This is a genomic window from Burkholderiaceae bacterium DAT-1, assembly GCA_019084025.1.
In the GTDB taxonomy this organism is placed as follows: domain Bacteria; phylum Pseudomonadota; class Gammaproteobacteria; order Burkholderiales; family Chitinimonadaceae; genus DAT-1.
Map to the genome: position 1 here is coordinate 147,599 of JAHRBI010000007.1, position 25,148 is coordinate 172,746.

19 protein-coding genes are annotated in these 25,148 nt (G+C 54.4%); 13 read left to right on the top strand and 6 right to left on the bottom strand.

Annotation, left to right across the window (positions count from 1 at the left end; all coding sequences use genetic code 11):
- Positions 1 to 34: 34 nt before the first annotated feature.
- From KSF73_15700 to KSF73_15710, 3 genes are all read left to right on the top strand, one after another.
- Complete coding sequence (locus tag KSF73_15700; GenBank protein ID MBV1777164.1) at positions 35 to 1,648, top strand: flagellar hook-length control protein FliK; 1,614 nt, start codon at positions 35 to 37, stop codon at positions 1,646 to 1,648.
- Positions 1,649 to 1,683: 35 nt separating this feature from the next.
- Positions 1,684 to 2,013, top strand: a complete 330-nt coding sequence (locus KSF73_15705; protein MBV1777165.1) for an EscU/YscU/HrcU family type III secretion system export apparatus switch protein — start codon at positions 1,684 to 1,686, stop codon at positions 2,011 to 2,013.
- A 398-nt stretch (positions 2,014 to 2,411) separates the two neighbouring features.
- Complete coding sequence (locus tag KSF73_15710) at positions 2,412 to 4,538, top strand: hypothetical protein (protein MBV1777166.1); 2,127 nt, start codon at positions 2,412 to 2,414, stop codon at positions 4,536 to 4,538.
- Between the two features lie 107 nt (positions 4,539 to 4,645).
- On the opposite strand, the gene KSF73_15715 is transcribed toward KSF73_15710, so the two are convergent.
- The 5 genes from KSF73_15715 to KSF73_15735 all read right to left on the bottom strand — a co-directional run bounded on the left by KSF73_15715 (position 4,646) and on the right by KSF73_15735 (position 9,494).
- Entirely contained in the window at positions 4,646 to 5,866 is a 1,221-nt protein-coding gene (locus KSF73_15715) for an ABC transporter permease (GenBank protein MBV1777167.1), read from the bottom strand.
- Positions 5,863 to 6,573: an ABC transporter ATP-binding protein gene (locus KSF73_15720; protein MBV1777168.1), complete on the bottom strand. Its 711-nt coding sequence runs from the start codon at positions 6,571 to 6,573 to the stop codon at positions 5,863 to 5,865. The genes KSF73_15715 and KSF73_15720 overlap by 4 nt, the downstream gene beginning before the upstream one ends.
- Positions 6,570 to 7,820: an efflux RND transporter periplasmic adaptor subunit gene (locus KSF73_15725; GenBank protein ID MBV1777169.1), complete on the bottom strand. Its 1,251-nt coding sequence runs from the start codon at positions 7,818 to 7,820 to the stop codon at positions 6,570 to 6,572. The genes KSF73_15720 and KSF73_15725 overlap by 4 nt, the downstream gene beginning before the upstream one ends.
- A 60-nt stretch (positions 7,821 to 7,880) precedes the next feature.
- On the bottom strand, positions 7,881 to 8,561 hold the full coding sequence (locus tag KSF73_15730; protein MBV1777170.1) for a YIP1 family protein: 681 nt from the start codon (positions 8,559 to 8,561) through the stop codon (positions 7,881 to 7,883).
- A 165-nt stretch (positions 8,562 to 8,726) separates the two neighbouring features.
- Positions 8,727 to 9,494, bottom strand: a complete 768-nt coding sequence (locus KSF73_15735) for a TetR/AcrR family transcriptional regulator (protein MBV1777171.1) — start codon at positions 9,492 to 9,494, stop codon at positions 8,727 to 8,729.
- Between the two features lie 219 nt (positions 9,495 to 9,713).
- Between KSF73_15735 and KSF73_15740 the strand changes: the two genes are divergently transcribed.
- The 4 genes from KSF73_15740 (at position 9,714) to smc (ending at position 17,113) form a co-directional block, all read left to right on the top strand.
- Positions 9,714 to 10,898: a glycosyltransferase gene (locus KSF73_15740; GenBank protein MBV1777172.1), complete on the top strand. Its 1,185-nt coding sequence runs from the start codon at positions 9,714 to 9,716 to the stop codon at positions 10,896 to 10,898.
- Positions 10,899 to 10,969: 71 nt separating this feature from the next.
- A complete protein-coding gene (locus KSF73_15745; GenBank protein ID MBV1777173.1) occupies positions 10,970 to 12,124 on the top strand; it encodes a nitronate monooxygenase family protein in 1,155 nt (384 codons plus the stop codon).
- 57 nt (positions 12,125 to 12,181) lie between these two features.
- A complete protein-coding gene (locus tag KSF73_15750) occupies positions 12,182 to 13,567 on the top strand; it encodes an FAD-binding oxidoreductase (GenBank protein MBV1777174.1) in 1,386 nt (461 codons plus the stop codon).
- A 60-nt stretch (positions 13,568 to 13,627) separates the two neighbouring features.
- Positions 13,628 to 17,113 (top strand): chromosome segregation protein SMC, encoded by a 3,486-nt coding sequence (gene smc, locus KSF73_15755; protein ID MBV1777175.1) that lies wholly within the window; start codon positions 13,628 to 13,630, stop codon positions 17,111 to 17,113.
- A 64-nt stretch (positions 17,114 to 17,177) separates the two neighbouring features.
- On the opposite strand, the gene KSF73_15760 is transcribed toward smc, so the two are convergent.
- Positions 17,178 to 17,516 carry a ferredoxin family protein gene (locus KSF73_15760; GenBank protein MBV1777176.1) on the bottom strand — a complete coding sequence of 113 codons (339 nt, stop codon included), beginning with the start codon at positions 17,514 to 17,516 and terminating at the stop codon, positions 17,178 to 17,180.
- A 76-nt stretch (positions 17,517 to 17,592) separates the two neighbouring features.
- Here KSF73_15760 and gluQRS point away from each other — a divergent pair, with 76 nt between their 5' ends.
- The 6 genes from gluQRS (at position 17,593) to trpA (ending at position 25,059) form a co-directional block, all read left to right on the top strand.
- Positions 17,593 to 18,534 (top strand): tRNA glutamyl-Q(34) synthetase GluQRS, encoded by a 942-nt coding sequence (gluQRS, locus tag KSF73_15765; GenBank protein ID MBV1777177.1) that lies wholly within the window; start codon positions 17,593 to 17,595, stop codon positions 18,532 to 18,534.
- A gap of 204 nt (positions 18,535 to 18,738) precedes the next feature.
- On the top strand, positions 18,739 to 21,441 hold the full coding sequence (locus KSF73_15770) for a LysM peptidoglycan-binding domain-containing protein (protein ID MBV1777178.1): 2,703 nt from the start codon (positions 18,739 to 18,741) through the stop codon (positions 21,439 to 21,441).
- Between the two features lie 83 nt (positions 21,442 to 21,524).
- A complete protein-coding gene (truA, locus tag KSF73_15775; protein ID MBV1777179.1) occupies positions 21,525 to 22,310 on the top strand; it encodes a tRNA pseudouridine(38-40) synthase TruA in 786 nt (261 codons plus the stop codon).
- A gap of 16 nt (positions 22,311 to 22,326) precedes the next feature.
- Entirely contained in the window at positions 22,327 to 22,959 is a 633-nt protein-coding gene (locus tag KSF73_15780) for a phosphoribosylanthranilate isomerase (protein ID MBV1777180.1), read from the top strand.
- A 43-nt stretch (positions 22,960 to 23,002) separates the two neighbouring features.
- The gene (gene trpB / locus KSF73_15785) at positions 23,003 to 24,226 is read left to right on the top strand and encodes a tryptophan synthase subunit beta (GenBank protein ID MBV1777181.1); all 1,224 of its coding nucleotides are present in this window, start codon (positions 23,003 to 23,005) and stop codon (positions 24,224 to 24,226) included.
- A 29-nt stretch (positions 24,227 to 24,255) separates the two neighbouring features.
- The gene (trpA, locus tag KSF73_15790; protein MBV1777182.1) at positions 24,256 to 25,059 is read left to right on the top strand and encodes a tryptophan synthase subunit alpha; all 804 of its coding nucleotides are present in this window, start codon (positions 24,256 to 24,258) and stop codon (positions 25,057 to 25,059) included.
- Positions 25,060 to 25,148 lie beyond the last annotated feature (89 nt).

The following is a 25,148-nucleotide window of genomic DNA, read 5'->3' on the forward strand; positions in this document are numbered from 1 at the left end:
GGAGCCGACTGGCTCCCTCACTGGAGCTATAGGCATGATCCCGCAAACAACTCAAAGTAACTTGCTTCAAAGTATCGTTGAGCCTGTTCAGCCTGTTCCCGTTAAGGCTGATGATGATACCAGTGCCCAAGTTCGCCAATTGTTCTCTGTAGGGGAACAGTTGCATGCCATCGTCACGGGCCAGCTCCCCTCCGGCAGATTTTCTGTTCAGATCAAAGATCAGATACTGGATATGAATTTGCCACCGGATACGCAAAGCGGCGATCAACTTCAGCTTCAAGTCACCGAGAATGGGCGCGGCTTGGGATTTGCATTGCAATCGCGTATGCAAATCACTCAATCCGGTGCCATGGCTTTAGCCGAGCAAAGTCAGGCGTTGTTAAGCGCTGAGGGTTCCATCATTGGCCAGTTGTTGGATCATGATACGCCTGACATTCAGACTGGCGTCATGCAACTCTATGGCGGGATGCCGGTCATCCAGACCGGCAAAGAATTGTCATCCCAAATAGCCGGCGTATTACAGCAAGCGCTTGAGCAAAGCGGTCTGTTTTACGAGAGTCATCTTGCCCGTTGGATATCGGGAGGCTATAGCCAATCTGACCTGTCTAAAGAGCCTCAGTATGCATTCAGTCGTGAACTGCCGAACGCCCTGCCAGGAGAAGAAGCTAAGACATCATCACAATGGTCAAGCATCCAGGCGCCGCGCACAACTCAGGTGGGCGATCATTTAGGTAGACTTGTGCCTGATTCATTTGCGCCGCACGAGAACGCATCGGTAGAGGAATTACCGATGTCAGAACAGCCTCATGTGGCATTGCCGCCAGATGGTCATACCGAATTTACTGTGCAGAGTCATGCGGCTCTGAATCCGTCCAAACTAACCCAGAGTTACCAACCGGCATCGAATTCGAATGCTGCTCTTATTTTGGCACACACGAATTCAACACCAGATTCACCGGCGCAAGCGGGTGTAGAGCCATTGATTGCATTTTTGCCGCAGCACGCGGAAATGGCGGAAAGTATTGCCATTGCAACGGGCACTGAGTCACAACTGAATAGTGCGCCGCCAAGCGTATCCCCGCGGGCGCAGTCATTCGTGCATGAGCAAATGGGGCACGCCGAGAGTGGGCATGAATCAAATGGCCTGCGTAGCAGCTCGCCCGGCAAGGACGATGTGCGCGTGAGGGCACTCGAGCAAGGCATGGTGCGCGGCAGCGGCGTTGACGAAAGCGGACTGGATGCCAAGCATGTAACCGATAAGCAACCGCTTATCGCACTCAGCGAAATCTCACGTCCCATTGTGCAGCGGCAACTTGACCAGATTGATCAGCAGCGCCTGGTTTTTCAAGGTCAAGCATGGCAGGGTCAACCCTTCGAATGGCAGGTTGCGCGCGATGGAAAACACGAGCACGCCGAGGCAACTGAGCACGATGCATGGTGGAGCAAAGTTCGTTTGACGATGCCTGTGCTGGGTGAGGTCAGTGCAACCGTGCGTTTGCAGGGGAATCGGGTTAGTGTCCATTTTGCGTCGGTTAACGATGAGACAGCTCATACGATACGCGAGGCCGTTGAGCAACTGCAGCTCAACATGCACGCTGCCGGACTGGAGCTAGCTGGCTGCCAGATTCGTTCGCAGTCCGAGGGATAAACATGGATAAAGTACGCAGACCCCCGGAACTTGAAGTGTCCAAACCCTACAAGCCTACTCAGGCTGCAGTTGCACTAGCCTATCATGATGGTCTCAATGCGCCACGGGTTGTTGCAAAGGGTAGGGGATTGATTGCCGAAAGCATTATCGAACGGGCAAAGCAATCTGGTGTCTTTGTGCATGAGTCTGCTGCATTAGTTGCCTTGTTGATGCAGTTGAATCTGGATGAGCACATTCCCCCGGAGTTGTACCGTGCAGTGGCTGAGGTGTTAGCTTTCCTGCACTCGCTCGAAAAAAAGTCAGGCCAGTCGGATGTATTGAGCCAGTTAAAGCTGCCTACCTCCGCCGGAAATAGCCCTGAATAGCATTCCTCCCTCTCGGCAATGTCTGCCGCCTGATTGTTCATATTTTGCCGCGCGCAATCGATTTCTCCGGAAAATGGCTAGAAATCAGCCTTTTACACAGAAAAGTCATATTCAAATCCCTGTTTTACAGTTGGCACGCTTAATGCTTTGATAGTGGCGTCCGAATGCCTGCAAGGCGACTCTCTAATGGTGTATCGAGGATCGATGGGCAGGGCCGGTGGCGGCATTGCATGGAAACCCCGGTGTCGGCGAACGCGCGTAAAGCGTGAGTATGTTCGCGTGATGCAAGGACCATGTGCGTGGTGGGCCGCGTACATGACCGGGTCAGCTGGATTCGTCCGGATTGAGCCGGTCGAGACTGACCTGAACATCGGGGCCAAAGTACAGGAGATGAAATCATGCTTGTAATCAATACCAATATCGCGTCCCTGCAAGCGCAACAGGCGCTGAATTCTTCGCAGGGATCTTTGCAGACCTCGTTGCAACGATTGTCAACCGGTCTGCGCATCAACAATGCTGCGGATGACGCTGCGGGCCTTGCGATCTCTGACGGTATGACCGCACAGATCAATGGCTTGAATCAGGCCGCCCGGAACGCAAATGACGCCATTTCCTTAGCCCAGACGGCGGAAGGCAATTTGCAGAGCATCGGAAACATGCTGCAGCGGATGCGACAGCTTGCAGTGGAGGCCGCGAACGGTACAAACAGTACCAGTGATCGAGCCAATCTGCAGAACGAAGTCGATCAGATTTACTCGGCCATTGATCAGGTTGCACAGAACGCACAATTCAATAATGTGCCATTGTTTACCGGGCCAACCGCAGCATCTCCGTTTAGCTTCCAGATCGGGCCAAATGCGGGTGACTTCATTTCATTTACAACAGGTGAAGTGAATACCCAGACGTTAGGATTGAACTCTAATGTTCCACTGGGGACGATGGTGTCTTCCCGCATGGAATTGGCATCCATGTTCGGATCTGCAAGCGGACCCAAGGCTGGTGATCTGGTAATTAACGGGATTCAGATTGCAGGGATGTCTGCGGCGGTGTCCCTGTATGCGGCCGGCCAGTACTCGCTGAACAAGCTGTTTATGTCCACGCTGGTGACGGCAATTAATACCGCATCCGGGCAGACAAATGTCACTGCCACTGCATACAACAATTTGCAGGGTTCGCCTGCGACTGTTGACGCGTCGCACCCGATTACCGGCTTATCGATTGCTGTCGGGACGACTGCGCCTGTGACGATTATTACGTCGAGCAGCCTCACGCAGCTTGTGGATAATATCAATCAGCAAGTCGCTGGCCTGACCGCTACCATTGGCTCGAATGGCAATCTTGTTCTGTCCAACAATACGGGGCAGCCTATTACCATTGGCGGCACGCCTGCCAACTCTGGTTTGGTGACCGGGACATACAACGGATACCTGGCGTTTTCGTCGTCTAATGGACAACCCATTAATTTTGGGACGTCGACCAATACGCCAGCAGCCAATCTGCACAAGCTCGGACTGAATCAGGCAAGTGGTTCTACCATCGTGGTGGCCGCTGGTGTGATTTATACTGGATCGGCGGGGGGTACCTATTCCACAATGAGTGCCGGTAGCCAGTACAACCCGGCGAATAACGCGAATGATGTCGTCCGGATCAATGGCGTAATGGTTGGCACCTCTGCCACGCGCCAAGCCGCAGACATGGCCGCAGCAATCAATGCGGTACAAACCCAGACAGGGGTGACTGCCACCGCATCGACCACACTGGGGCTGACGCTTTCGCTCTCCTTGATGGCCCCTGCAACCAATGCAATCGCCTTCACCGTGAATGGTGTGGCTGTGCAGTTCTCGACACAGCCAAGCGATCTGGCTGCAGTGGTGGCGAAAATCAACTCGACCGGTATCGCGGGGGTGGTCGCAACAGCCGATACAACCACAGGTCGACTGGTTTTGAGTTCGACTTCAGGCGTCGATATCCAAGTCAAGAACAGCTCATCAACACCCGGCTCTGTGGTAGGTGCCTACCTGTCACCGACTCAGCTGACCCCGACGATCACAACTGTGGGTACGCAGATTATTGCCCGCGGTACGATTCAGTTGCAGGGCAAGGACGGGAAGTCTATCTCTGTGCAGGGTAATGGTTCGCCAAGCAATGGAACCGGCCTGACCAAGTTCGGATTGGCTGGTCAGAATGAAGAGGCCACCAAGGGAACTGTTGGCTCGGGGATTAGCATCATGACTGCTGCTAGCGCGACAGCTGCGATGACGGCAATTGATCATGCGATCAAGGTCATTGATAACCTGCGCTCGAAATATGGCGCCATCGAAAATCGCTTCACCGACACCATTTCAAATCTGAATACGACGTCGACCAATGTGTCGGCAGCGCGTAGCCGGATTCGTGATACGGACTTTGCATCGGAAACTGCAAATCTGACGCGCTCGCAAATCTTGCAGCAAGCAGGTACTGCAATGCTGGCACAAGCCAATCAGGTTCCGAATCAGGTGCTGGCTCTACTCAAGAGCGGCTAATAATGATCCTGTCGCTGCTGCGCAATTCGGAGTTTCCGTTCATCGTGCGGCAGTTTTGTGGCCGGCAAGTCAGACTTGCCGGCCTTTTTTATTGCTGTATCAGATGCTTATTCGTAACGCAGTGCTTCGATCGGATCCAGATTGGCCGCCTTTGATGCCGGCATAATGCCGAATACCACACCAACAAGCGCACAAAACAATGCGGAGCCTACCGAAATCCAGATTGGAACTGAGGCAGGTGGGAAGTCTGGGATCAATGACGATATTCCATGTCCAAGCCCAATCCCCAGAATGATGCCAATAACACCGCCAATCAGTGACAGAAGAGATGCTTCGATCAGGAACTGAATCAAAATGTCACGGCGGGTGGCGCCAATGGCCTTCAGGATGCCTATTTCACGTGTACGCTCGGTTACGGATACCAGCATCACCGTCATAATACCAATCCCACCTACCAGCAGTGAAATACTGACAATCCCGCCCAGTACTGCCGTTCCGGTGTTCGTAATATTCGAAATCATCTTGGCGACCTCCTTGGAGGTCTCAATTTCGAAATCATCCTTATCCGGATTGGTAATGTGATGCGCTTGCCGCATGACTCTGCGGGCGCTATCCAAAGTGGCATCCATTTTGTCGGGGTCACTGATTGCAAAACGCACCAGGAAGTTGGCATTTTCCTCACCGGTGAGGGACATGCCTACCTCAAAGGGGACATAAATCAGATCATCCTGACTCATGCCTAGGAAGTCACCGCGTTTATCGAGCACGCCAACGATTTTGAACCAGTTATTGCCGACCTGAATAAATTCACCGATCGGATTGGCAGGCAAATTCAGATCGGCCCGCAATTTATCGCCAATCACGGCAATATGGCGACCGGTTATGTCGTCATTGGCTGTTAGAAATCGCCCTTGTGCTGTGAAGCGTGTTTCAACAAAAGAAATTTCATGCGTGGTGGCCAGAATCTGAGGTGTCGAACTCTTGCCTTTGTAAGAGACTGCACCAAAGTTTGCATACAGAACGGGTGAAACATGCGATATTCCCGGCACACGGTAACGCAGCAGATCGATATCGGCGCGCTTGAGCTGATTCCATTTGCCGGTACGCCAGTTGCTGCGATCATTCTTGGCATTCAAACGAGCAGATGAACCCCCGAAGTCGGATAGTTGCCCTTTAATGGAGTCACCAAAGCCATTCATCAGTGCGACTACAGCAACAACCGATGCGGTGCCAATCAAAATGCCCAGCATGGTCAGTGCGCTACGCAGGCGGTTAGCCAGAATGCTGGCCAGTGCCGATCGAAACGCCTCCAGAATCACGTAAATCATGTCGCGGCCTCCAGTACAGGCATACGGCGGTGCGGATTCTCTCCATCGTGAACGATCTTTCCGTCATGCAGGCGCACGCTTCGATGGCAGTAGGCGGCAATATCGGGCTCATGGGTCACCACGATTACGGTTTGCCCCTCAGCGTGCAGTTCGTCAAACAGCGCCATGATTTCTTCCGATGTTCTGGAGTCCAAATTGCCTGTTGGTTCATCGGCCAGGAGAATGGATGGCTTGCCGACCAGGGCTCGAGCAACTGCAACCCGTTGGCGTTGGCCGCCGGAGAGTTGATTCGGTCGGTGATTCAGCTTGGTACCCAATCCGACACGCTCGAGTGATTCAGCCGCAAGGCGTCTGCGGTCCGATGGAGACATGCCCCGATAAATCAAGGGTTGAGCCACGTTGTCTAGTACTGACATACGCGGAAGCAGATGAAAACTCTGAAACACAAAGCCGATTTCCCGATTGCGAATACGTGCCAGTTCGTTATCGTTCAGGGTGGCAACATCAGTACCGTTGAGCAGATATTGCCCACTTGTTGGCGTGTCGAGGCAGCCGAGTAAATTCATCATGGTGGACTTGCCGGAACCCGATGGACCGAGCAGGGCAACATATTCATTGCGCTGTATAGTTAGGCTGACATCATCCAGCGCCATGAATTCAGCCTCGCCCATGACGTAGCGTTTACGAATATGGATGAGGTCAATCATGCGCTATGTCCTGTCGTTGCAGCGCTGCTCACTTGAACGGTGACGCCGGATTTATCGCTCTTGCCCACCTCGCGCGGTTTGGTTTTTACCGCATCACCTGCTTTCAGTTCGCGCAAAGATTTACCAGGACCAGCAATCACTTGTTCATCTGCTTTCAGACCGGTTTCAATCGCCTGCCAGCGATCATCAGCGAGACCTGTTTTAACAACGCGCTTTTCAGCTTTTCCACCGGATGCAATCCAGACGTAGGTTTCAGGCTGCTTCTGGCCTGACTTTTCCTCCTGCATGACCGCTTCAACAGGGACGGCCAGCTTTTTCTCGTCATTCCCCAGCATGATTTCCGCGCGGCAGCTCATGCCTGAACGCAATTGCACCTCCTTGCCCGGCTCGAGCATGACGGTTACTTTATATGCGCGGGAGGTTTGAGTCGGGTTGATGATCGGAGCAAGCGCGATGGTGCTGACCTTCCCGGTGAGTGGCTTATTAGCGTATGCAGCGGCAAAGATTTCGACGCTCTGTCCCAAGCTAACGTGCGAAATATCACCCTCATCGACCTTGAGTTCGGCTTTGATGGCAGTGGTGTCCGCAATGGTTAACAGTTGTGCGCCGGCCATGCTTTGCATGGACGGGATAGCGGTTTCACCGATCTTGATCGGCAGCGCCACCACGCGACCCGCGATGGGCGCGCGAATTTCGGTACGTGCGAGATTCTTGCGGGCATCCTTCAATGCACTGTCGCTGCGCAGAATGGCTTCCTCGCTGGATTTGAGTGCAACTTCCGCCAGTGTCAGCTGGCTTTTTGCGTTGTCATACTTGGAGCCATCGATCATCTTTGCTTCATAGAGGCGCTTTGTACGATCAAACTCTCGGCGTTGCAGCTCGAGTGAAGCCTTTTTCTGTTCGATATCCAGACGAGCCTGGCGAAGGCCAGCCTCATTGAAATCAATGGCATTGCGGTAGTTCTCAGGCTCGAGCTTGATCAGCACCTGGCCTTTATCAACCATATCGCCTTCTTTGACCAAAATATCCGCTACCTTTGCGGTTAATTCCGAGCGGAGGTCGACCTCAGTACCAAACGCTAGCGTACCGGATGCAAGAATGGTTGGGTGAATGGTTCGCATCACCACTTTATCCGTTTCAACTTCGCGTCCGGCTTCACGGGTATTGGACTTAACAACAACGGGAATGCCGATGATGCCTGCAATCAACACCAGAACCAGCCACTTTTTCTTGCTTTTCAATGCCATGATTTCCTGCCTCTATTGAGTCATGTACTACGCGACTCTGATGATGAATTCAGTTTGATTTCAATGCTTTGCCACGATGACGGCTGCCCAGACTCCGTAGATGACAACATATGGAAGCGCGCATACCACGATTGCAGTCATCCGACTGCATCGGGTCCAGACTTGCAATCCTATTGTGCTCAATGCGATAGACCATATGCTCATCAGGTCAGCTGCGCCTGCAAAGGAGCGCCATGGAGAATCGATCGGCAGATGCAATACCAGAGCATCGACAGTGGTGACCCGGAGTGTTTCCATTGCGGTTTGTGGCGACATTGTCACCACGGCGACAATAGCAGCAATGGAACTGATCACAGCCGGCATCGATGCCCACGCTGAAAAGTTGAACCACTGCTTAAAGCCCTGATTGGCACCGATGAGTTTGCCTGCCAGCAAGAGATAGATAGCGGAAAGTGCAAACAGAAGTGCGACGCTGATCGGCGCACCAATGATTCCGCCATATTTCATGCCGGTGATCGAAGCTTGCATTTGTTCTACAGTAACTTTGGATGCGCCAGAGGTGCTGGCTTGTCGTACCAGTTCCTGCGCCAACCACTGCGAGTCAACGTTGGAGAAATACAACCAAGATGATGCGACACCTAGAATCGAAACGAGCAACCAGGGCAGCCAGCCCTGTCCCTTATCTTGAATGCGTTCAAAGACTGCGCGCGGTTCCGTGAAAATTTCGATGATGTTCTGCACGACGTTCTCCCAGGATAATTCTATTTGTATGGTTTGCTGCATAGCGAATGACTGATGCGTAGCCAGTATCCTCCGGCTAAACGCAGATTTGAAATCGTAATGCGATGAACCCCGCGAAACGTGGGTTGAAAACAGATTTTGGATGGACTACCCGCAACAAACTGCTTACTGTTTGCGCGGCGCAATCCCCATCCAAAGCAAATCTACGATACGTGGCATGATTTCCGCCATCCGTACATGTAGCGGGTTGACAATCCAGGCCATGATCAATCCATCCATCAGGGCGCTCCAGAAAATCGCCATGAGTTCGGTATCGGCAGGTGGTTCGTCACCTCGCACGCGATACATATGATCAATGAGTTGAGCGGACATTTTGTAGGATGCTAGATAGGCATCACCCAAGCGCCTGCGCACTTCATTTTCCCTGGCCTGACCCATAAACTCCAGCAGGAGACGGGGCCAATCCGGGTCATGTTCCAGACGATCAACGACGCCTGACAGTAGATCGAGCAAAGCCGCTTTGGCATCAGCATTTGCATCGTGCGCTTCAAGTTCGGTCGGTAGCAGTTCCTCGAATTGTGTTTTGAAGCGTGAGTCTAGCAGCGCAAAGAAAAGTTCATTTTTGCTGTCAAAGTGCCAGTAGACGGCGCCTTTGGTCATGCCTGCGTCAGCAGCCACTTCATCGAGCGTTGCGGACAAATAACCCTTACGCGCAAAAACACGTGCCGCGCTTTCAATGATACGATCACGGGTGTCCAGTGGCTCCGGCGTGTTGTCGTCCAGCCAAATGTTCAGCTGTTCACGCGGGCCCAGTACCCGCTTGATGGTTTGCCAGGGTAAACCTGCTTCGGTGGCAATATCACCGTAGTTTATTTCTGCAAGAGGACGCTTTTCTGCCAGCACGCGAAGTGCCTGAACGGCAAGTTTTCGCATGGCGGCTGGATCTTCCTTCTGGGTTTGAGCTGCAGCCTTCAATTTGGGTCATCCATCAATTGACATACTGATTGGTATTTTATTTGGCTTTTGCCAGATTTGCAAAGTATGCTGACCTTAAGTCGTATTCTTGCGACGGATGGCTCACATTGTCACTGTATTGACATCTTATCCCGCTAGCGTGCGACCACATTAATCAAGAATTGAGTGGGGTCTTGCGTGCGGATTCTGATGGTATCGGATGTCTACTTTCCTCGTGTCAACGGGGTATCAACCTCTATTCAAACTTTCCGCCGCGAATTGCCGCGATTAGGCGTGGAAGTCGATCTGATCTGTCCTGAGTATCCGACTGACTACGCCGAAGGTGGCATTACCCGGATTCGTTCGCGCTATCTCCCGTTTGATCCGGAAGACCGGTTGATGAATCGGCGTGATCTCATGCTGCAACTGCCCTCGCTTGCTGCGCGAAATTATGATTTGGTACACGTTCAAACGCCCTTTGTTGCGCACTACTCAGGCATCAAGTTAGCGAGACAGTTAGGTGTCCCGGTGCTGACGACCTATCACACGCTTTTTGAGGAGTACGTCGAGCACTACGCCAAAATGATTCCATCAGGGTGGACTAAACCCATCATGCGCAATTTATCGCGTTCGCAATGCAATGCTACTGATGGCGTGGTGGCGCCTAGCGTGCCCATGAGAGATACCCTATTAAAGTACGGTGTGACCGCACCCATCGATGTCATTCCCACGGGGATTCCGCTCCAGCAGTTCTCATCCGGACATCGCACCGCATTCCGAGCGAGGCATGACATCAGCGAAGAGCGCATCGTAGCGCTATTTGTGGGGCGTGCGGCGCACGAAAAGAACATTGATTTGCTGATTTATGCTGCAGACCGCATTCGTCATGTGCATCCAAACTTCCTCTTATTGATTACCGGGGAAGGTCCTGCGGAAGACCATCTACATACGCTCGTGAAGCGCCTCGATCTGGATCACCATGTGCGGTTTCTTGGTTATCTCGATCGCAATACCGAGTTGCCGGATTGTTATGCTGCCGCAGATATCTTCACATTTGCATCGTTGACCGAGACACAGGGGTTGGTTGTCATTGAGGCCATGGCGGCAGGCTTGCCTGTGGTCGCTATTCCGGCGATGGGCGTGGCGGATATGGTGGATGGATGCGCAGGCGCATTGGCATCCAGCAATGATCCAGAAGCATTTGCGTCGAGCGTGCTTTCCGTCATTGCATCTAAAGAACGATTATCCTCCATGTCAAAGGCGGCGGCAGCACATGCCCAGGCCTGGGGGGCTGAACTGAATGCCGAAAAGCTGCTCCGCATGTATCGGCGCACCTGCGAGGGGCGTCGTTCATTGAATACAATTCAATCTGACGCTTCTTGATGCGGCTCAATGTCTCGCGTTTAAAACGCTGTCAGACTGCATGCCAATTTTGATAAAAGGCGGGGCAGACTATGTGGTATCGACAATTGCAGTTGGCAGGCAAAGAAGTGTTGCCAATTGTGCAGGGTGGAATGGGCGTTGGTATTTCCGCTCACAAGCTGGCTGGGAGCGTCGCAGCTCAAAATGCTGTCGGTACTATCGCAAGTGTCGACCTCCGTCATCACCACGATGATCTGGTCGAACGAACCAAGCGTTGTCGTGACAAAGCCACTATCGATGCCGCCAATCTGGAAGCGCTGGATCGCGAAATCGTTGCTGCGCGCAGGTTAAGCAATGGCAACGGCCTGATCGCCGTTAATGTCATGAAAGCGGTGGGCGAGCATCAGGCGCTGGTGCGCCAGTCCTGTGAAAGCGGCGCCGACGCGATTGTAATGGGCGCAGGCCTGCCGCTTGACCTGCCGGAAATGACTGCCAATTTCCCGAAAGTAGCACTCATCCCGATTCTGTCCGATGCGCGTGGTGTGGGCGTGGTACTCAAGCGCTGGATGAAAAAGGGACGCCTGCCCGATGCGGTGGTAATCGAACATCCGGCGCATGCGGGTGGTCATCTGGGCGCTGCACAGGTGGGCGATCTGCGTGATGAGCGTTTCGATTTTGCCCGTGTGCTGGATGAAGTAAAGACCCTGTTCCGCTCGCTCTACCTGCGCGAAGACGAAGTACCGCTGATTCTGGCTGGTGGCATTGATAGCCATGAAAAGGTACGTCACTGGCTGGGGGAAGGCGCATCCGGCGTGCAACTCGGCACCGCCTTCGCCGTAACGGAAGAAGGCGATGCGCATCCGGCGTTCAAAAATGTGCTGGCAGGCGCCAAGCAGGAAGATATTGTTGAGTTTGTGAGCGTGGCTGGTCTGCCTGCGCGCGCGGTCATGACGCCTTGGCTGAACAATTACCTGAATCGCGAAAAATCGCTGCAATCCAAGGCTCAGGCCGATCCGCGCCGTTGCACTCAGCGGATGGACTGTCTGGGTACCTGCGGCCTGCGTGATGGTATCGCGCGCTTTGGCCAATTCTGTATCGATTTGAAGCTGGCTGCCGCTGTGCGTGGCGAAATCGACAAGGGTCTGTTCTTCCGTGGTAATGGTTCGCTGCCGTTTGGCACTTCCATCCGCCCGGTCAAAGAGCTGATCGACTACCTGCTAACGGGGCAACGTCCGGCATTGGCCTAATCTCGCCTCATCAAATCGCCCATCCCCAAGTCCATTCTCTGTCTGTATCATCAGGGGATGGACTTTCTTCATCGCCTTCACGCACTGCTTCCGGCAGATGCGATTATCACCGCCCCTGACAAACTGGCATCCCGCCTGCAGGATGAACGCAAGCGCTTTCATGGGCAGACGCTGGCAGCTGTTTTGCCGGATTCTGCGCAGCAAACCGCAGCGGTGGTGAAGCTCTGCCGCGAATTTAAAGTGGCCATCGTGCCTCAGGCTGGCAATACCGGTTTGGTAGGTGGCGCGACCCCGCTTGCGCATCACTCCATCATCATCTGCATGGACAGGCTGAATCGCATTCGCAGCATTGATGCAGCAGGGTATTCCGCGATCGTGGAGGCAGGCGTGATTCTGTCTGAACTCAAGGAGCAAGTGGCGGCACAGCAGCGCCTGTTTCCGATGTGGTTGGGCTCGGGGCAGAGTGCCCGTATCGGCGGACTGATTTCGACCAATGCGGGTGGATTGCAGGTGTTGCGCTACGGCAACATGCGTGAACTTGTGCTTGGGCTGGAGGCCGTAATGGCGGATGGCTCGATTCTGAACACGCTGTATGCACTGCGCAAACGCAATGCGGGTTACGATCTCAAGCAACTGCTGATTGGCGGAGAGGGGACATTGGGCATTATTACCGCTGCCAGCCTGCGGCTGATGCCGGCAGAGCGCGGGCGCGCTACGGCCTTGGTCACTGTCTCCGATGTACATCAGGCATTGGCATTGTTTGAACACGCACGGACTTGTGCGGGCGAAGTATTGACAGCGTTTGAACTGATCACCCAGGCAGCCATGCAGCTGATGGTGTCGCATCATCCCGAAGTGCGCATGCCATTCGAGTCAGCATCCAAAGTGACGGTATTGATTGAATTGGCCGGTAGCGATACTGACGAAGTGCTGGCGCAAAAGCTATCGGAAGTCCTTGATTTTTATGATGTACAGGATGGGGTAATTGCTCAGGATGTTGCTCAGGCCGAAAATCTGTGGGCGTTACGAGAGCGAATTCCATCAGCACAGCGTCGTGCAGGGCCATCCATCAAACAAGATCTCGCCTTGCCCATTTCTGCCATCCCTGATTTCCTGATTTCGGCCGAAGATGCCATTCGCACTGCGATGCCCGATGTGATGCCGATTGTGTTCGGGCACATGGGAGATGGCAATCTGCATTACAACTTGACCCTGCCACATGCGCTCAAGTCTCGCTTTGCCGAGCTGGAAGCGCAGTCAAACGACATTCTCTTCCCCCTGGCCAGGCAATTTGGCGGCGATATTTCCGCCGAGCATGGTATTGGCCGCCTACGTGTTGCTGCGGCTGATCAGTATCATGATCCGGTCGAACGTAGTCTAATGCGCGCAATCAAACAGGCACTTGATCCGGATGGACTGTTCAATCCCGGTGTGACGGTCTGATTTTCGTTACAATCTGGCTGGTCATTTCCAATCTCATCCTGAATCAAGACAACCTGCATCGTGCGCCTCACACATATCAAGCTTGCCGGATTTAAATCCTTCGTTGATCCAACGCACATCCCTGTCCCCGGCCAGCTTGTTGCCGTGGTCGGGCCGAATGGGTGCGGCAAGTCGAATGTGATTGATGCCGTGCGCTGGGTGCTGGGCGAGTCCTCTGCCAAACAATTGCGCGGCGAATCGATGCAGGATGTGATTTTTAATGGCTCGAATACCCGCAAAGGCGCTGCGCGCGCCTCTGTCGAGCTTATTTTTGATAATGCCGAAGGGCGTGCTGCAGGGCCGTGGTCGCAATACGGCGAAATCAGCATTAAACGGATTCTGACCCGGCAGGGGGAGTCGTCCTACCATATCAACAATCAGCAGGTGCGCAAGCGCGACATTGCCGATCTGTTCCTGGGAACCGGCGTAGGCACGCGCGGCTATGCGGTGATCGAGCAGGGCATGATCTCGCGCATTATCGAGGCGCGTCCCGAAGAACTAAGGGCGTTTCTCGAAGAGGCGGCAGGCGTCTCCAAATACAAGGAACGCCGCCGTGAAACAGAATCGCGCATGGGCGATACCCGCGACAATCTGATGCGGGTGGATGACATTCGCCGCGAACTCGATGCCCAGCTGGAAAAGCTGTCTGCGCAGGCTGAGGTGGCGGAGCGCTTTAATCAGATCAAGGAATCGATCAGCCAGAAACAGAATCTGCTGGCCTTGCAGCGCAAGCTGGATGCCGAGCGCGAAAGCAATAAATGCCGCGAGGAAATCACCGCAGCGGAACTGGCGCTGGAATCGCAAACGTCCCGCCTGCGCGAGACTGAAGCGCAGATCGAATTGCTGCGGGAGGCCAACTATACCGCCTCTGACGATGCCCAGCTGGAACAAACCCGTCTTGCCGATGCCGCTGCAACGGTGGCGCGGCTCGAGCAGCGCCTGCTGCACCTGAAAGAAACCCGCCAGCGTCTGCAGAACCAGATGAATGAGGCCAAAGCCCGTCTGGACACTCTGAACAGACAGGCTAGCGATCTGGCGCATGAGCAGACAGAGTGGCAGTTACAGCTCGAAGAAGCCGGGCTGGCACATGAAGATGCCGTCATGTGCGTATCGGAAGAAGAGGGCGGTGTACCTGAGCTGGATGTCGCGGCAGAGCAGGCCAGCGCGGCGCTCGAAGATGCGCAGCTCGCGTTCTCTCATGCGCGGCAAACGAAACAACTGGCCGAACAGCAGGCCCAGCATCTCGATCGCACGCTACATACCATGCGCGCACGAGCAGAACGCCTTGAGCAAGACCTGCGCGGCGTCGATCAACATGATGATGACGCGCTGGACACTCTTCAGTTAGAGCTGGAAACACTGTCCATGGCGGTGGAGGAGCTGCAGGTATCGCTCGAATCCCACGAAACCGCCATTCACGATCGTGAAAACGAGCGAAATGACGTTCGCCATCAGCTTGATCAGGCGCGTGCGCAAGAAGTCAGCCTGCTGGCGCGCAGGGATGTGCTGAAGCGTCTGCTTGCCAGCATCGGGAGCGATAAGGCGCTAGACCAGTGGGTAAAATCACAGGGGCTGGAGGGCGCGGAGCGTGTATTTCAGTATCTGCGGATCGAATCCGGCTGGGAGCGTGCGCTTGAATCCGTGCTGCGGGAACGTATGCATGGCTTGATTGTCGATTCGCTGCCAAAAATGCCTGCGCCGGCGCGTCAGGTGGTGGTGTTCGGGTCGGGCAGTCAGTTCAGTGCTTCAGCGAACAGTCTGCGGGCTAAAGTGCGCAGCGAGCAGTCAGCGGTCGAATCAGCACTCGATGCGTGGCTGGCGAACGTCGTGTGCGTGGAAGACGATATAGCGCTGGATGAATTGCAATCGCCTGACGGACAGACGATCTGGGTGACGCGATCCGGACATCTACGTACAGCCAATAGTTTGATCTGGTTTGCGCCGGACCAGGCAGGGGGCGTACTTGAACGGCAGCAGGAGCTGGAAGAAATTGAGTCCGCGCTTGCGACAACACAGCCTGAAATCGAATCGCTTCGTGCAAGGCTTGCCAACGTCGAGGCGCAACTGGCGCAGGCGCATGGCGAGCTGCGACATATCCGGCAGCGACTTGATGCCACCCGTCAACAGCGCGGCAGTAAGCAGGTCGAACTGGCGCGTCTGACGCAGGCCAGAGATGAGAAATTGCGCCGTCAGACTTCACTTGCGTCTGATCTGGAAGAGCTGACCGCGCAGATCGCTGATGCGGTGATGGAGCTGGAAGCTTCAAAAATCGAGGCCAGCGAAGCAGCTGCGCAGATGCCGGTACTGGAAGAGACCGTACAAACCGCGCGCCTCAACAAGGCGGAGGCCGAAACAGCCCGTGACGTCCATCGCAGCCGTCTCGCGGAGGCGCAACGTGCAGCGCAGGCGGCTGGTTTTGCAAGGCAGCAAGCTGAATCGCGCTTGGGCGAAATCGAACGCCGCCGTGAAGCGCTTGGCCAGCAGCAGGAAGAAGTGCGGATGCGCTTCGAGGAAGCGGCATTTGACCTGGAAAATGTCGATGAAGGTGAGTTCGACATAGGGTTCCAAGATGCACTCGATGCCCGTGCTGCATGTGAGCGTGCCGTTGCTGCTGCGCGCGACCGATTTAATGCATCGACCAATGCCTTGCGTGAAAAAGAGCTGGAGAAGAGTCAGATCGAGCAGGGCTTCGATCCGGTGCGCGATCGCATCGGCGAGTGGAAACTGAAGGAACAGGAGGCACGGCTGTCGCTGGAGCGCTTTACGCAGGAGTTGATAGAGGCTGGTGCTGATGAGGAATCCTTACGCCCTCTGCTGGGTGAAGGGATGAAGGTACAGAGTCTGGTTGGGGAAATCGGCCGCCTCACCCAGCAGATCAATCAGCTTGGCGCCGTGAATCTGGCTGCGCTGGATGAACTGAATACCGCACGTGAACGCAAAGGCTTTCTGGATACGCAGGCCGATGATTTGAATGCGGCGCTGGAGACACTCGAATCGGCTATCCGCAAGATCGATCGCGAAACGCGTTCTATGCTGCAGGACACCTTTGATAAGGTAAATAACAGTCTGCAAGAGCTTTTCCCGACCTTGTTTGGTGGCGGTCAGGCCGAGCTGATTCTGACCGGAGACGAAATTCTGGATGCCGGTATCCAGATCATGGCACGTCCGCCCGGCAAGAAGAACAGCACGATCCACTTGCTTAGCGGCGGCGAAAAGGCGCTGACGGCGCTTTCGCTGGTGTTTTCATTGTTCAGGCTGAATCCCGCGCCATTCTGCTTGCTGGATGAAGTGGATGCTCCGCTGGATGATGCCAATACCAGCCGTTTCTGCGAGATGGTGAAGCGAATGGCGGAGCGTACTCAGTTCCTCTACATCAGCCACAACAAGCTGACGATGGAAATGGCAGATCAATTGGTGGGGATTACCATGCAAGAGCAGGGTGTCAGCCGCTGCGTGGCGGTAGATATTGCCGAGGCGCTGGAGATGAGAGAAGCGGCACCTGCGTAACGGGATGTACTAGAAACGGAAACGCCCCGACAAAGCGGGGCGTTTGAACGGAAGCTCCGGTCAATCAGGCGCCGTTGCGATCCAGTTGATCCAGCTTGCCTTTCACTGAAGCCCACTGCTCGTGATCCGGCAGCGGCTCTTTCTTCTGAACAATCGGCGTCCACTTCGGCGATTTGGACAGATCGGCATTCAGCTGGATGTAGGCTTGCTGATCGGCAGGCACATCATCTTCGGCGTAAATGGCTTCGACCGGACATTCGGCGACGCACAGGGTGCAGTCGATGCACTCGTCAGGGTCGATCACCAGAAAATTCGGGCCTTCGCGGAAGCAATCGACCGGACAGACGTCCACACAGTCGGTATATTTACACTTCACGCAGGCATCAGTCACAACGTAGGTCATTTCAGATTCCTCAACAATGCGGCGACAGCAATAAATGCAGCATTGTAGCAGACCGAGAGGCATCTCCGCGCACACCATGGCTATTTCCATATATCCCGAACATCTGACAGATTCGCGCAAATATCGAGGGCGCTTTGCACCCAGTCCGACCGGTGCGCTGCACATTGGATCACTCCTGGCTGCCGCAGGTAGTTACCTCGATGCCCGCTTCCACCAAGGTGAGTGGCTGGTTCGAATGGAGGATCTCGACCCGCCGCGAGAGCAGCCCGGCGCGGCGGATGACATCCTGCGAACCCTTGAAGCATTCGGGTTTGAATGGGATGGAAAGGTGATCTACCAAAGCGACCGGCTTGATGCATATCAAGATGCGCTCAATGAGCTGATCCGGATGGGTGCGGTGTATGGATGCGGATGCACTCGAAAGGAGATCGCTGATTCGTCTATTCGCGGAATTGATGGCCCGGTATATCCGGGCACATGCCGGAACGGCCTGGCGCAGGGCCGCGTTGCGCGTGCATGGCGAATTCGCGTGGAAGAGGGTGAAATCACCCTGTATGACCGTTTACAAGGGATATACCGTCAGGATATGGCGCGGGATGTCGGTGACTTTGTATTGCGTCGTGCCGACGGCTTTTTTGCCTATCAATTGGCTGTGGTGGTGGATGATGCCTGGCAAGGGGTAACGGATATCGTGCGTGGTTCCGACCTTCTGGATTCAACGCCGCGACAAATGTATCTGCAAAAACAATTCCTTGCGCCTCTCCCTCGCTATTTGCATTTGCCGGTTCTTGTTAATGAAAATGGCGAAAAACTCAGCAAACAGACGCTCGCTCAACCAATATTCAAACAAGGACAAAGCGAGAGAGTGGAGCAATTGCTCATTGTCTTTACTTGCCTTGGAATGGCACCGCCGATTTCACTGCTGAAAGAAGATTTAAAGGCAGTTTGGATGTGGGCTATACAGCACTATCACCCATCGCATATTCCTGCAAAAAGAATGTGCTCGGTGCAAGAGTGATGTATTGACGCAAATGCTGGAAAGCGTGGATTTTACGCCAATGTCATGTATCATCTTGAAATTCAAGCGAGCGTTTGCGCTAAATGGAAACACGTAACCAACACGACCCATTGGCGCATGGTGTGCTCGCTTGCTTCCGGATAAGTCCGGATGCTATTTTGTCGGTCGAAATCAAATTTGCCTATGAAGGTGGAAGCTGTGCGGATGAAATCTAAACTCAAGGCCTGCGCAATTGCAGTATCGTTAACAGCACTGCCGCTGTTTGCCGAATCTGCGGGTCTCGGTCGACTCAATGTCCTGTCTGGGCTGGGTCAACCGCTCAGGGCTGAAATCGATCTGGTTTCAGTTCAACCGGGTGAGGTGGAGTCCCTCAACATTGCCATGGCGTCTCCTGAGGCCTATCAAGATGCACATGTTGACTATCCTTCATCTTCCCTCGGCATCAAGTTTGCACTCAACAAGCGCGATGACGGCCAGTACTACATTGCCGTGCGCTCGTCGCAATCAATTAACGAGCCTTTTCTCGATTTCCTGATTGAAGTGAAATGGGATGGCGGTCGCGTGTTGCGTGAGTACACCGCTTTGCTCGATCCAGTTGGATATACCCCGGGCAAGACAATCGCGCCAATTGCTGCGCCTGAGGCCGCCAAGCCGCGTGAAACCAAACCTGTTGTGACCACGCCGGCACCGAAGCCTGTCGAAGCGCCGGTTAGCAAGGTAGAAACACCCAAGGTTGAAGCGCCTGTTCGTAAAGAAGTGGCAGCACAGCCCAAGAGCGATACGACAGGCGAGTATACGGTCAAGAAGGGCGATACCCTCGGAACGATTGCACGCAATCAAAAGCAGGATGGCGTGAGCGTTGAACAGATGCTGGTAAGCCTGTACCGCAATAACCAGGATGCATTTGACGGCAACAACATGAACCGTCTGAAAGCCGGTCGTGTGCTGAAGGTGCCGGGTAAGGATGAAGTCGCCAGCATTTCTGCCGGTGAAGCGCACAAGGAAATCGTTGCGCAGGCGGAAGACTGGAAGGCCTATCGCGATCGTCTGGCCAATGAGGGTACGACACGGCCCGTTGATCATGACAAGGCCGCATCCCAGGGCAAGATCACAGCCAAGGTAGAAGAACCCAAGCCGGCAGGTGCAGCTGAAAACAAAGAAAAGCTGCAATTGTCAAAGGGTGAAGGCAAGAGCATCCAGCAAAAGATGCAGGCTCAGAAGGAAGAGTCGTCTGCTCGCAAGAAGGCACTGGATGATGCACAGCAACGCGTGTCTGACCTTGAGCAGAACGTCAAGAAGATGGAAAAAGTGCTGGCGATGAAGTCGCAGCACGGTAACGATATGCAAACTCAGGCAGAAAGTACCAAGGCCTTGAGAGAGCAAGCAAAGGCACTGGAAAAATCAGGTGCAAAGGAACCTGTCAAACCCGTTGAGCCGAAGCCAGCGCCCGAAGTGAAGGCGCCAGAGGCCAAGCCGGTAGCGGATAAGTCTGCGGAACAGGCAAAGGCACCCGAAAAAGAGGTTGTAGCCGCGAAGGAGGAGCCTAAGGTTGCGGCGCCTGAGCACAAGGAAGAGCCAAAAGCCGAAAACAAAGCGGCAGAGCATCCGGCAAAGCCTAAAAAGCCGAAATTTGAACTGCCTCCTGAGCCGAAGGAAGAGTCACTGCTTGATAATCCGCTGGTTCTGATTGGTGGATTGGCCGCGGTTGTTGCAGGGATTGGCGGCGGCTTGCTTGCGTTCCTGCGTCGCCGTAAGGGTGGATTCCAGGATAGCATCATTACGGGTTCAGATCTGAAATCCAACACCGTACTCGGGAATACCGGCGGTGGTGTGATTAGCACCGGCGTCACCGAGAATTCATTCCTGACCGACTTTAGTCGTGAAGGTCTGGGCACGATCGATACGGATGAGGTAGACCCGATTGCCGAAGCCGAGGTCTACATGGCCTATGGCCGTGACGCTCAGGCCGAAGAAATTCTGAAGGACGCCTTGGCTCGCGACGGCAGTCGTCAAGAGGTTCGCCTTAAGCTGCTCGAAATCTACAATGGGCGCAAGAATGTGTCTGCGTTTAATTCGGTTGCTCAAGATCTGCATTCCGCCACTCAGGGCGCGGGCTCGCTGTGGTCTGCTGCTGCGGAAATGGGTCGCTCCCTGGATCCGGAGAACGCGCTCTATCAGGGCACCTCTGCAATTGGTGACACCGTGCCCAATATGGCGGGTGTAGACGATGATATTCTGGCGACCGCACCGATCGACACCGAGAGTGCTCCGGAATTGGAAATCGAACCGCCTGCAGAGTTTGAACTTCCGCTAGACGAAATTGCTTCGGCTGATGGCGGTGTAGATGATGCAGTTCGCCAGGCAATTGCTTCGCAACTGGATGAGCCGCTGACTCTGGATGTCGAGCCCGCCGTCCCTTCGCTGGATGCCGCGCCTACCGAGGAGACGAATGAGGCTCCCGAGTTTGCGCTCGACTTCGATGTACTGGGTGATGTGGCTGATGCCGGTAGCGAAAAAGCCGTGGACGTAGCAGAAGAAGCCGCAACGCTCGACTTTGATGTCCAGCTGGATCTGGATTCGCCTGCGGCGGAAGAAAAGCTCGATTTTGAGTTTGAATTGCCTACTGAAGAAAAGCCTGCACAGGTCGCCGCAGAAGAGGTAGCGCCGTCGCTGCCTGAGCCGGACTTTAGCCTGGATCTCGAAGACCCGATTGATATTTCGGTTGAAGATACGCCACTGGACTTTGAGCAGGATATTGATGATCCCGTCTCTACCAAGATCGACCTCGCACGTGCTTACATTGACATGGGCGACAAGGAAGGTGCGCGTGAAATTCTGGAAGAAGCGCTCAAGGAAGGTAATGAGGAGCAGCAGGGCATTGCTAACGAGTTGCTGAGCAAGATTTGACGGTATAATCCGCGAATCGTGGTCAAAGGGCTGTCCACCGGGACCGCCCTTTGTTTTTTCTGAGCTGATATAAGCAGGCGGGTATGACGCGGATAGCGATTGCGCTTGAATACGATGGCAAGGCCTTTCTAGGGTGGCAATCGCAGCCCCACGGACAGTCCGTACAAGATGTATTAGAGCACGCGCTGATGCGATTGGGGGGCAAGCCCATTCGGGCACATGCTGCGGGACGTACGGATGCGGGTGTGCATGCAAGCAAGCAGATCGCTCACTTTGACGTGGATGTCAATCGCCCCATTACTGCCTGGGTACGCGGTGTAAACAGCTTCCTGCCCGACGGCTTGGCCGTACTCTGGGCGAGGGAAGTGCCCGAGACTTTTCATGCGCGATTTTCAGCCATGGCACGGCATTATCGCTACATCCTGCTGAATCACTCGGTTCGACCGGGCATTCAAGCAGGCAAGATTGGCTGGCATCACACGCCGCTGAATGTGGAAAACATGCAGGCAGCGGCAAACCATCTGCTGGGAGAACATGATTTCTCGAGTTTTCGCGCTGCAGACTGTCAGGCGAAAAGTCCGATCAAAGTCATGCATCAATTCGATCTGCAGCGGGTAGGGGATTTAATCATTTGTGACACCAGTGCCAGTGGTTATTTGCATCATATGGTGAGAAACATCATGGGGACGTTGGTGCATATTGGCAAAGGTGCACAGCCTCCAGAGTATATGAAACAACTCATTGCCGTGCGAAATCGAACCATTGCACCGCCAACTTTTATGCCGGATGGATTGTATTTTACGGGGGTGACTTACCCGGACAGCTTTGATCTGGACACATTGCCGACATTCAGGCATGGTTTGATCTGATTGTTGAAAGTCTGAAATGAACTCAAGCAAGTCGTTTTGCCGCATTAAAATTTGCGGCATCAAAGATCCGCAAATGGCGGTCGACGTCGCAAGGCTCGGGGCGGATGCGATTGGTTTGGTATTTTATCCGCCAAGCGTCAGAAATCTGGACGTGGGACTGGCGCGGGAAATTGCTTTGTCAGTGCCGCCATTTGTGTCTGTCACAGGCCTCTTTGTTAATGCCGCAGCAGACACGATCGGCTCAGTATTGCAGCACGTGCCGCTCGATGTATTGCAGTTCCACGGTCAGGAGTCCAGGGACGAGTGTGAACGCTGGGGAAGGCCATATCTCAAAGCTGTCAGCGTCAAACCCGACCTGAATTTGGTAGAATATGCTCGGCGGTATCCCTCTGCACGTGGACTTTTGTGCGATACACCGTCAATTGTGGCACCGGGAGGAACCGGCGAATGCTTTGACTGGGGCCTGATTCCTGATGATCTGCCCTTGCCTTTGATCTTGTCCGGGGGATTGCACCCCGGCAATGTAGGGGATGCGATTGCGCAAACCCGACCCTGGGCGGTAGATGTGTCAAGTGGAGTGGAACGCGTCAAAGGCGTCAAGGATATTTCATTAATTGCCCGCTTTATTGAGGCGGTGCGCCAATCCTGAATGAGTGGTGGCCGATTGGCCGCATAATTCCGAGAGATTTTCAATGCAAGCTGCTGACCTGCAGATTCCTTCGCAATACGATTTGCCAGATGCACACGGACATTTCGGTCCCTATGGCGGCACGTATGTAGCTGAAACCCTGATGGCCGCGCTGGACGAATTGCGCGACGAATATCTCCGTGCAAAGGCTGATCCGGCATTCATGGAGGAATACCGGTACGAGCTACGGCATTATGTCGGGCGCCCCAGCCCGATTTACCATGCGAAGCATTTGTCCGAGAAGGTAGGTGGCGCGCAAATTTTCCTTAAGCGGGAAGACCTGAATCACACCGGCGCTCACAAAATCAATAACACTATTGGCCAGGCCTTGCTTGCTCGGCGGATGGGCAAGAAGCGCGTGATCGCAGAAACCGGGGCAGGTCAGCATGGCGTGGCATCTGCAACGGTTGCGGCTCGCTACGGTATGGAGTGTGTGGTGTACATGGGCTCGGAGGACATAAAACGTCAAGCTGCCAATGTATATCGCATGAAACTGCTTGGTGCGACTGTCGTGCCTGTAGATAGTGGCAGTAAGACGCTGAAAGATGCGCTGAACGAGGCGATGCGCGATTGGGTCACCAATATCGATTCCACATTCTACATACTGGGGACGGCTGCAGGCCCACATCCCTATCCGATGCTTGTGCGCGATTTCCAGGCAGTGATTGGCGAGGAATCCAAAGTACAAATGGTCGACCTGGTGGGGCGACAACCTGATGCGGTTGTGGCATGTGTGGGCGGTGGCTCGAATGCAATCGGTATGTTCTATCCCTACATTCAGGTACCAGGCGTTCGTTTGATTGGAGTCGAAGCTGGCGGCTCAGGCATCGAATCCGGCAAGCATGCTGCGCCGCTCAGTGCGGGTCGTCCCGGTGTGCTGCATGGCAACCGTACTTACCTGATGCAGGATGCCGCAGGGCAGATTATCGAAACCCACTCCGTTTCGGCAGGTTTGGATTATCCGGGTGTCGGGCCGGAACACAGCTACCTGAAAGACATCGGCCGTGTTGAATATACTGCCGCAAATGATGATGAGGCTCTGGCAGCATTCCACGAGTTGTGTCGTCTTGAAGGGATTATTCCCGCACTGGAATCCAGTCATGCAGTTGCTGCAGCGCGCAAGCTTGCGGCAGGCATGTCAAAGGACCAGATTGTATTGGTGAATTTGTCGGGTCGCGGTGACAAGGATATCAATACCGTCGCTCAGGCATCTGGTATTGAGCTGTAAGCCTGAGAATATCGAGGAAAGCATTCGACATGACACGCATTGAAGACACATTCTCCAGGTTGAAGTCGGCAGGCAGGCAGGCGCTGATCCCATTCATTACCGCTGGTGACCCTCATCCGGCGGCAACGGTCGGGCTGATGCATGCTTTGGTGACGGGGGGCGCAGATATCATCGAGCTGGGTGTTCCTTTCTCGGACCCGATGGCTGACGGACCAATCATCCAGCGTGCCGGTGAGCGCGCACTGGCGCACGGCGTGACCCTGACTGACGTGATCGGGATGGTACGCGAATTCCGTCGCCGCGATACAACGACACCTGTCGTGCTGATGGGCTATGCCAATCCCGTAGAAGCAATGGGCTACACGGTCTTTGCCGAGCAATCGGCAGCGGCAGGTGTGGATGGGGCGCTTCTGGTTGATTTGCCGCCAGAAGAAGCGGGTGATTTGTCCGCTACGCTCAAGGCTCACCAGCTTGATTTGATTTTCTTGCTGGCTCCGACTACGCCCGACCATCGAATCAAACGGGTGTCAGAGCTTGCGACCGGCTATGTTTACTACGTCTCCCTTAAGGGGGTGACCGGGGCTGCAACGCTCGATCTGTCCGATGTATCGGTTCAGCTCGATCGCTTACGCTCGGTGGTTACGCTTCCTATCGGTGTGGGTTTTGGCATTCGCGATGCGGCCTCCGCTCAGGCGATCTCTCGCATGGCCGATGCTGTTGTGATTGGCTCACGCTTGGTTCAGGAAGTTGAGGAGCACGGCGCGGATGCTGCACCAAGACTGGTAGCACTTTTGCGCGAAATCCGTACTGCAATGGATGCTGGTGCGAAGTAACGCGTGTCACCCGATCATTGATGAAACGGGATGCGTTCGGGTAAGCTGTCGGGTTCAGAGCATAAACAAATCATGATGCAGCCCGATTC

What these genes read in the sequence shown, in the direction of transcription:
- KSF73_15710 (MBV1777166.1), top strand. Translation starts at nt 2,412, where the DNA reads ATGCTTGTAATCAATACCAATATCGCGTCCCTGCAAGCGCAACAGGCG.
- KSF73_15715 (MBV1777167.1), bottom strand. Translation starts at nt 5,866, where the DNA reads ATGATTTACGTGATTCTGGAGGCGTTTCGATCGGCACTGGCCAGCATT.
- KSF73_15770 (MBV1777178.1), top strand. Translation starts at nt 18,739, where the DNA reads ATGAAATCTAAACTCAAGGCCTGCGCAATTGCAGTATCGTTAACAGCA.
- KSF73_15780 (MBV1777180.1), top strand. Translation starts at nt 22,327, where the DNA reads ATGAACTCAAGCAAGTCGTTTTGCCGCATTAAAATTTGCGGCATCAAA.
- truA (MBV1777179.1), top strand. Translation starts at nt 21,525, where the DNA reads ATGACGCGGATAGCGATTGCGCTTGAATACGATGGCAAGGCCTTTCTA.
- gluQRS (MBV1777177.1), top strand. Translation starts at nt 17,593, where the DNA reads ATGGCTATTTCCATATATCCCGAACATCTGACAGATTCGCGCAAATAT.
- KSF73_15735 (MBV1777171.1), bottom strand. Translation starts at nt 9,494, where the DNA reads ATGCGAAAACTTGCCGTTCAGGCACTTCGCGTGCTGGCAGAAAAGCGT.
- trpB (MBV1777181.1), top strand. Translation starts at nt 23,003, where the DNA reads ATGCAAGCTGCTGACCTGCAGATTCCTTCGCAATACGATTTGCCAGAT.
- KSF73_15720 (MBV1777168.1), bottom strand. Translation starts at nt 6,573, where the DNA reads ATGATTGACCTCATCCATATTCGTAAACGCTACGTCATGGGCGAGGCT.
- KSF73_15745 (MBV1777173.1), top strand. Translation starts at nt 10,970, where the DNA reads ATGTGGTATCGACAATTGCAGTTGGCAGGCAAAGAAGTGTTGCCAATT.
- KSF73_15725 (MBV1777169.1), bottom strand. Translation starts at nt 7,820, where the DNA reads ATGGCATTGAAAAGCAAGAAAAAGTGGCTGGTTCTGGTGTTGATTGCA.
- KSF73_15700 (MBV1777164.1), top strand. Translation starts at nt 35, where the DNA reads ATGATCCCGCAAACAACTCAAAGTAACTTGCTTCAAAGTATCGTTGAG.
- KSF73_15750 (MBV1777174.1), top strand. Translation starts at nt 12,182, where the DNA reads ATGGACTTTCTTCATCGCCTTCACGCACTGCTTCCGGCAGATGCGATT.
- trpA (MBV1777182.1), top strand. Translation starts at nt 24,256, where the DNA reads ATGACACGCATTGAAGACACATTCTCCAGGTTGAAGTCGGCAGGCAGG.
- KSF73_15760 (MBV1777176.1), bottom strand. Translation starts at nt 17,516, where the DNA reads ATGACCTACGTTGTGACTGATGCCTGCGTGAAGTGTAAATATACCGAC.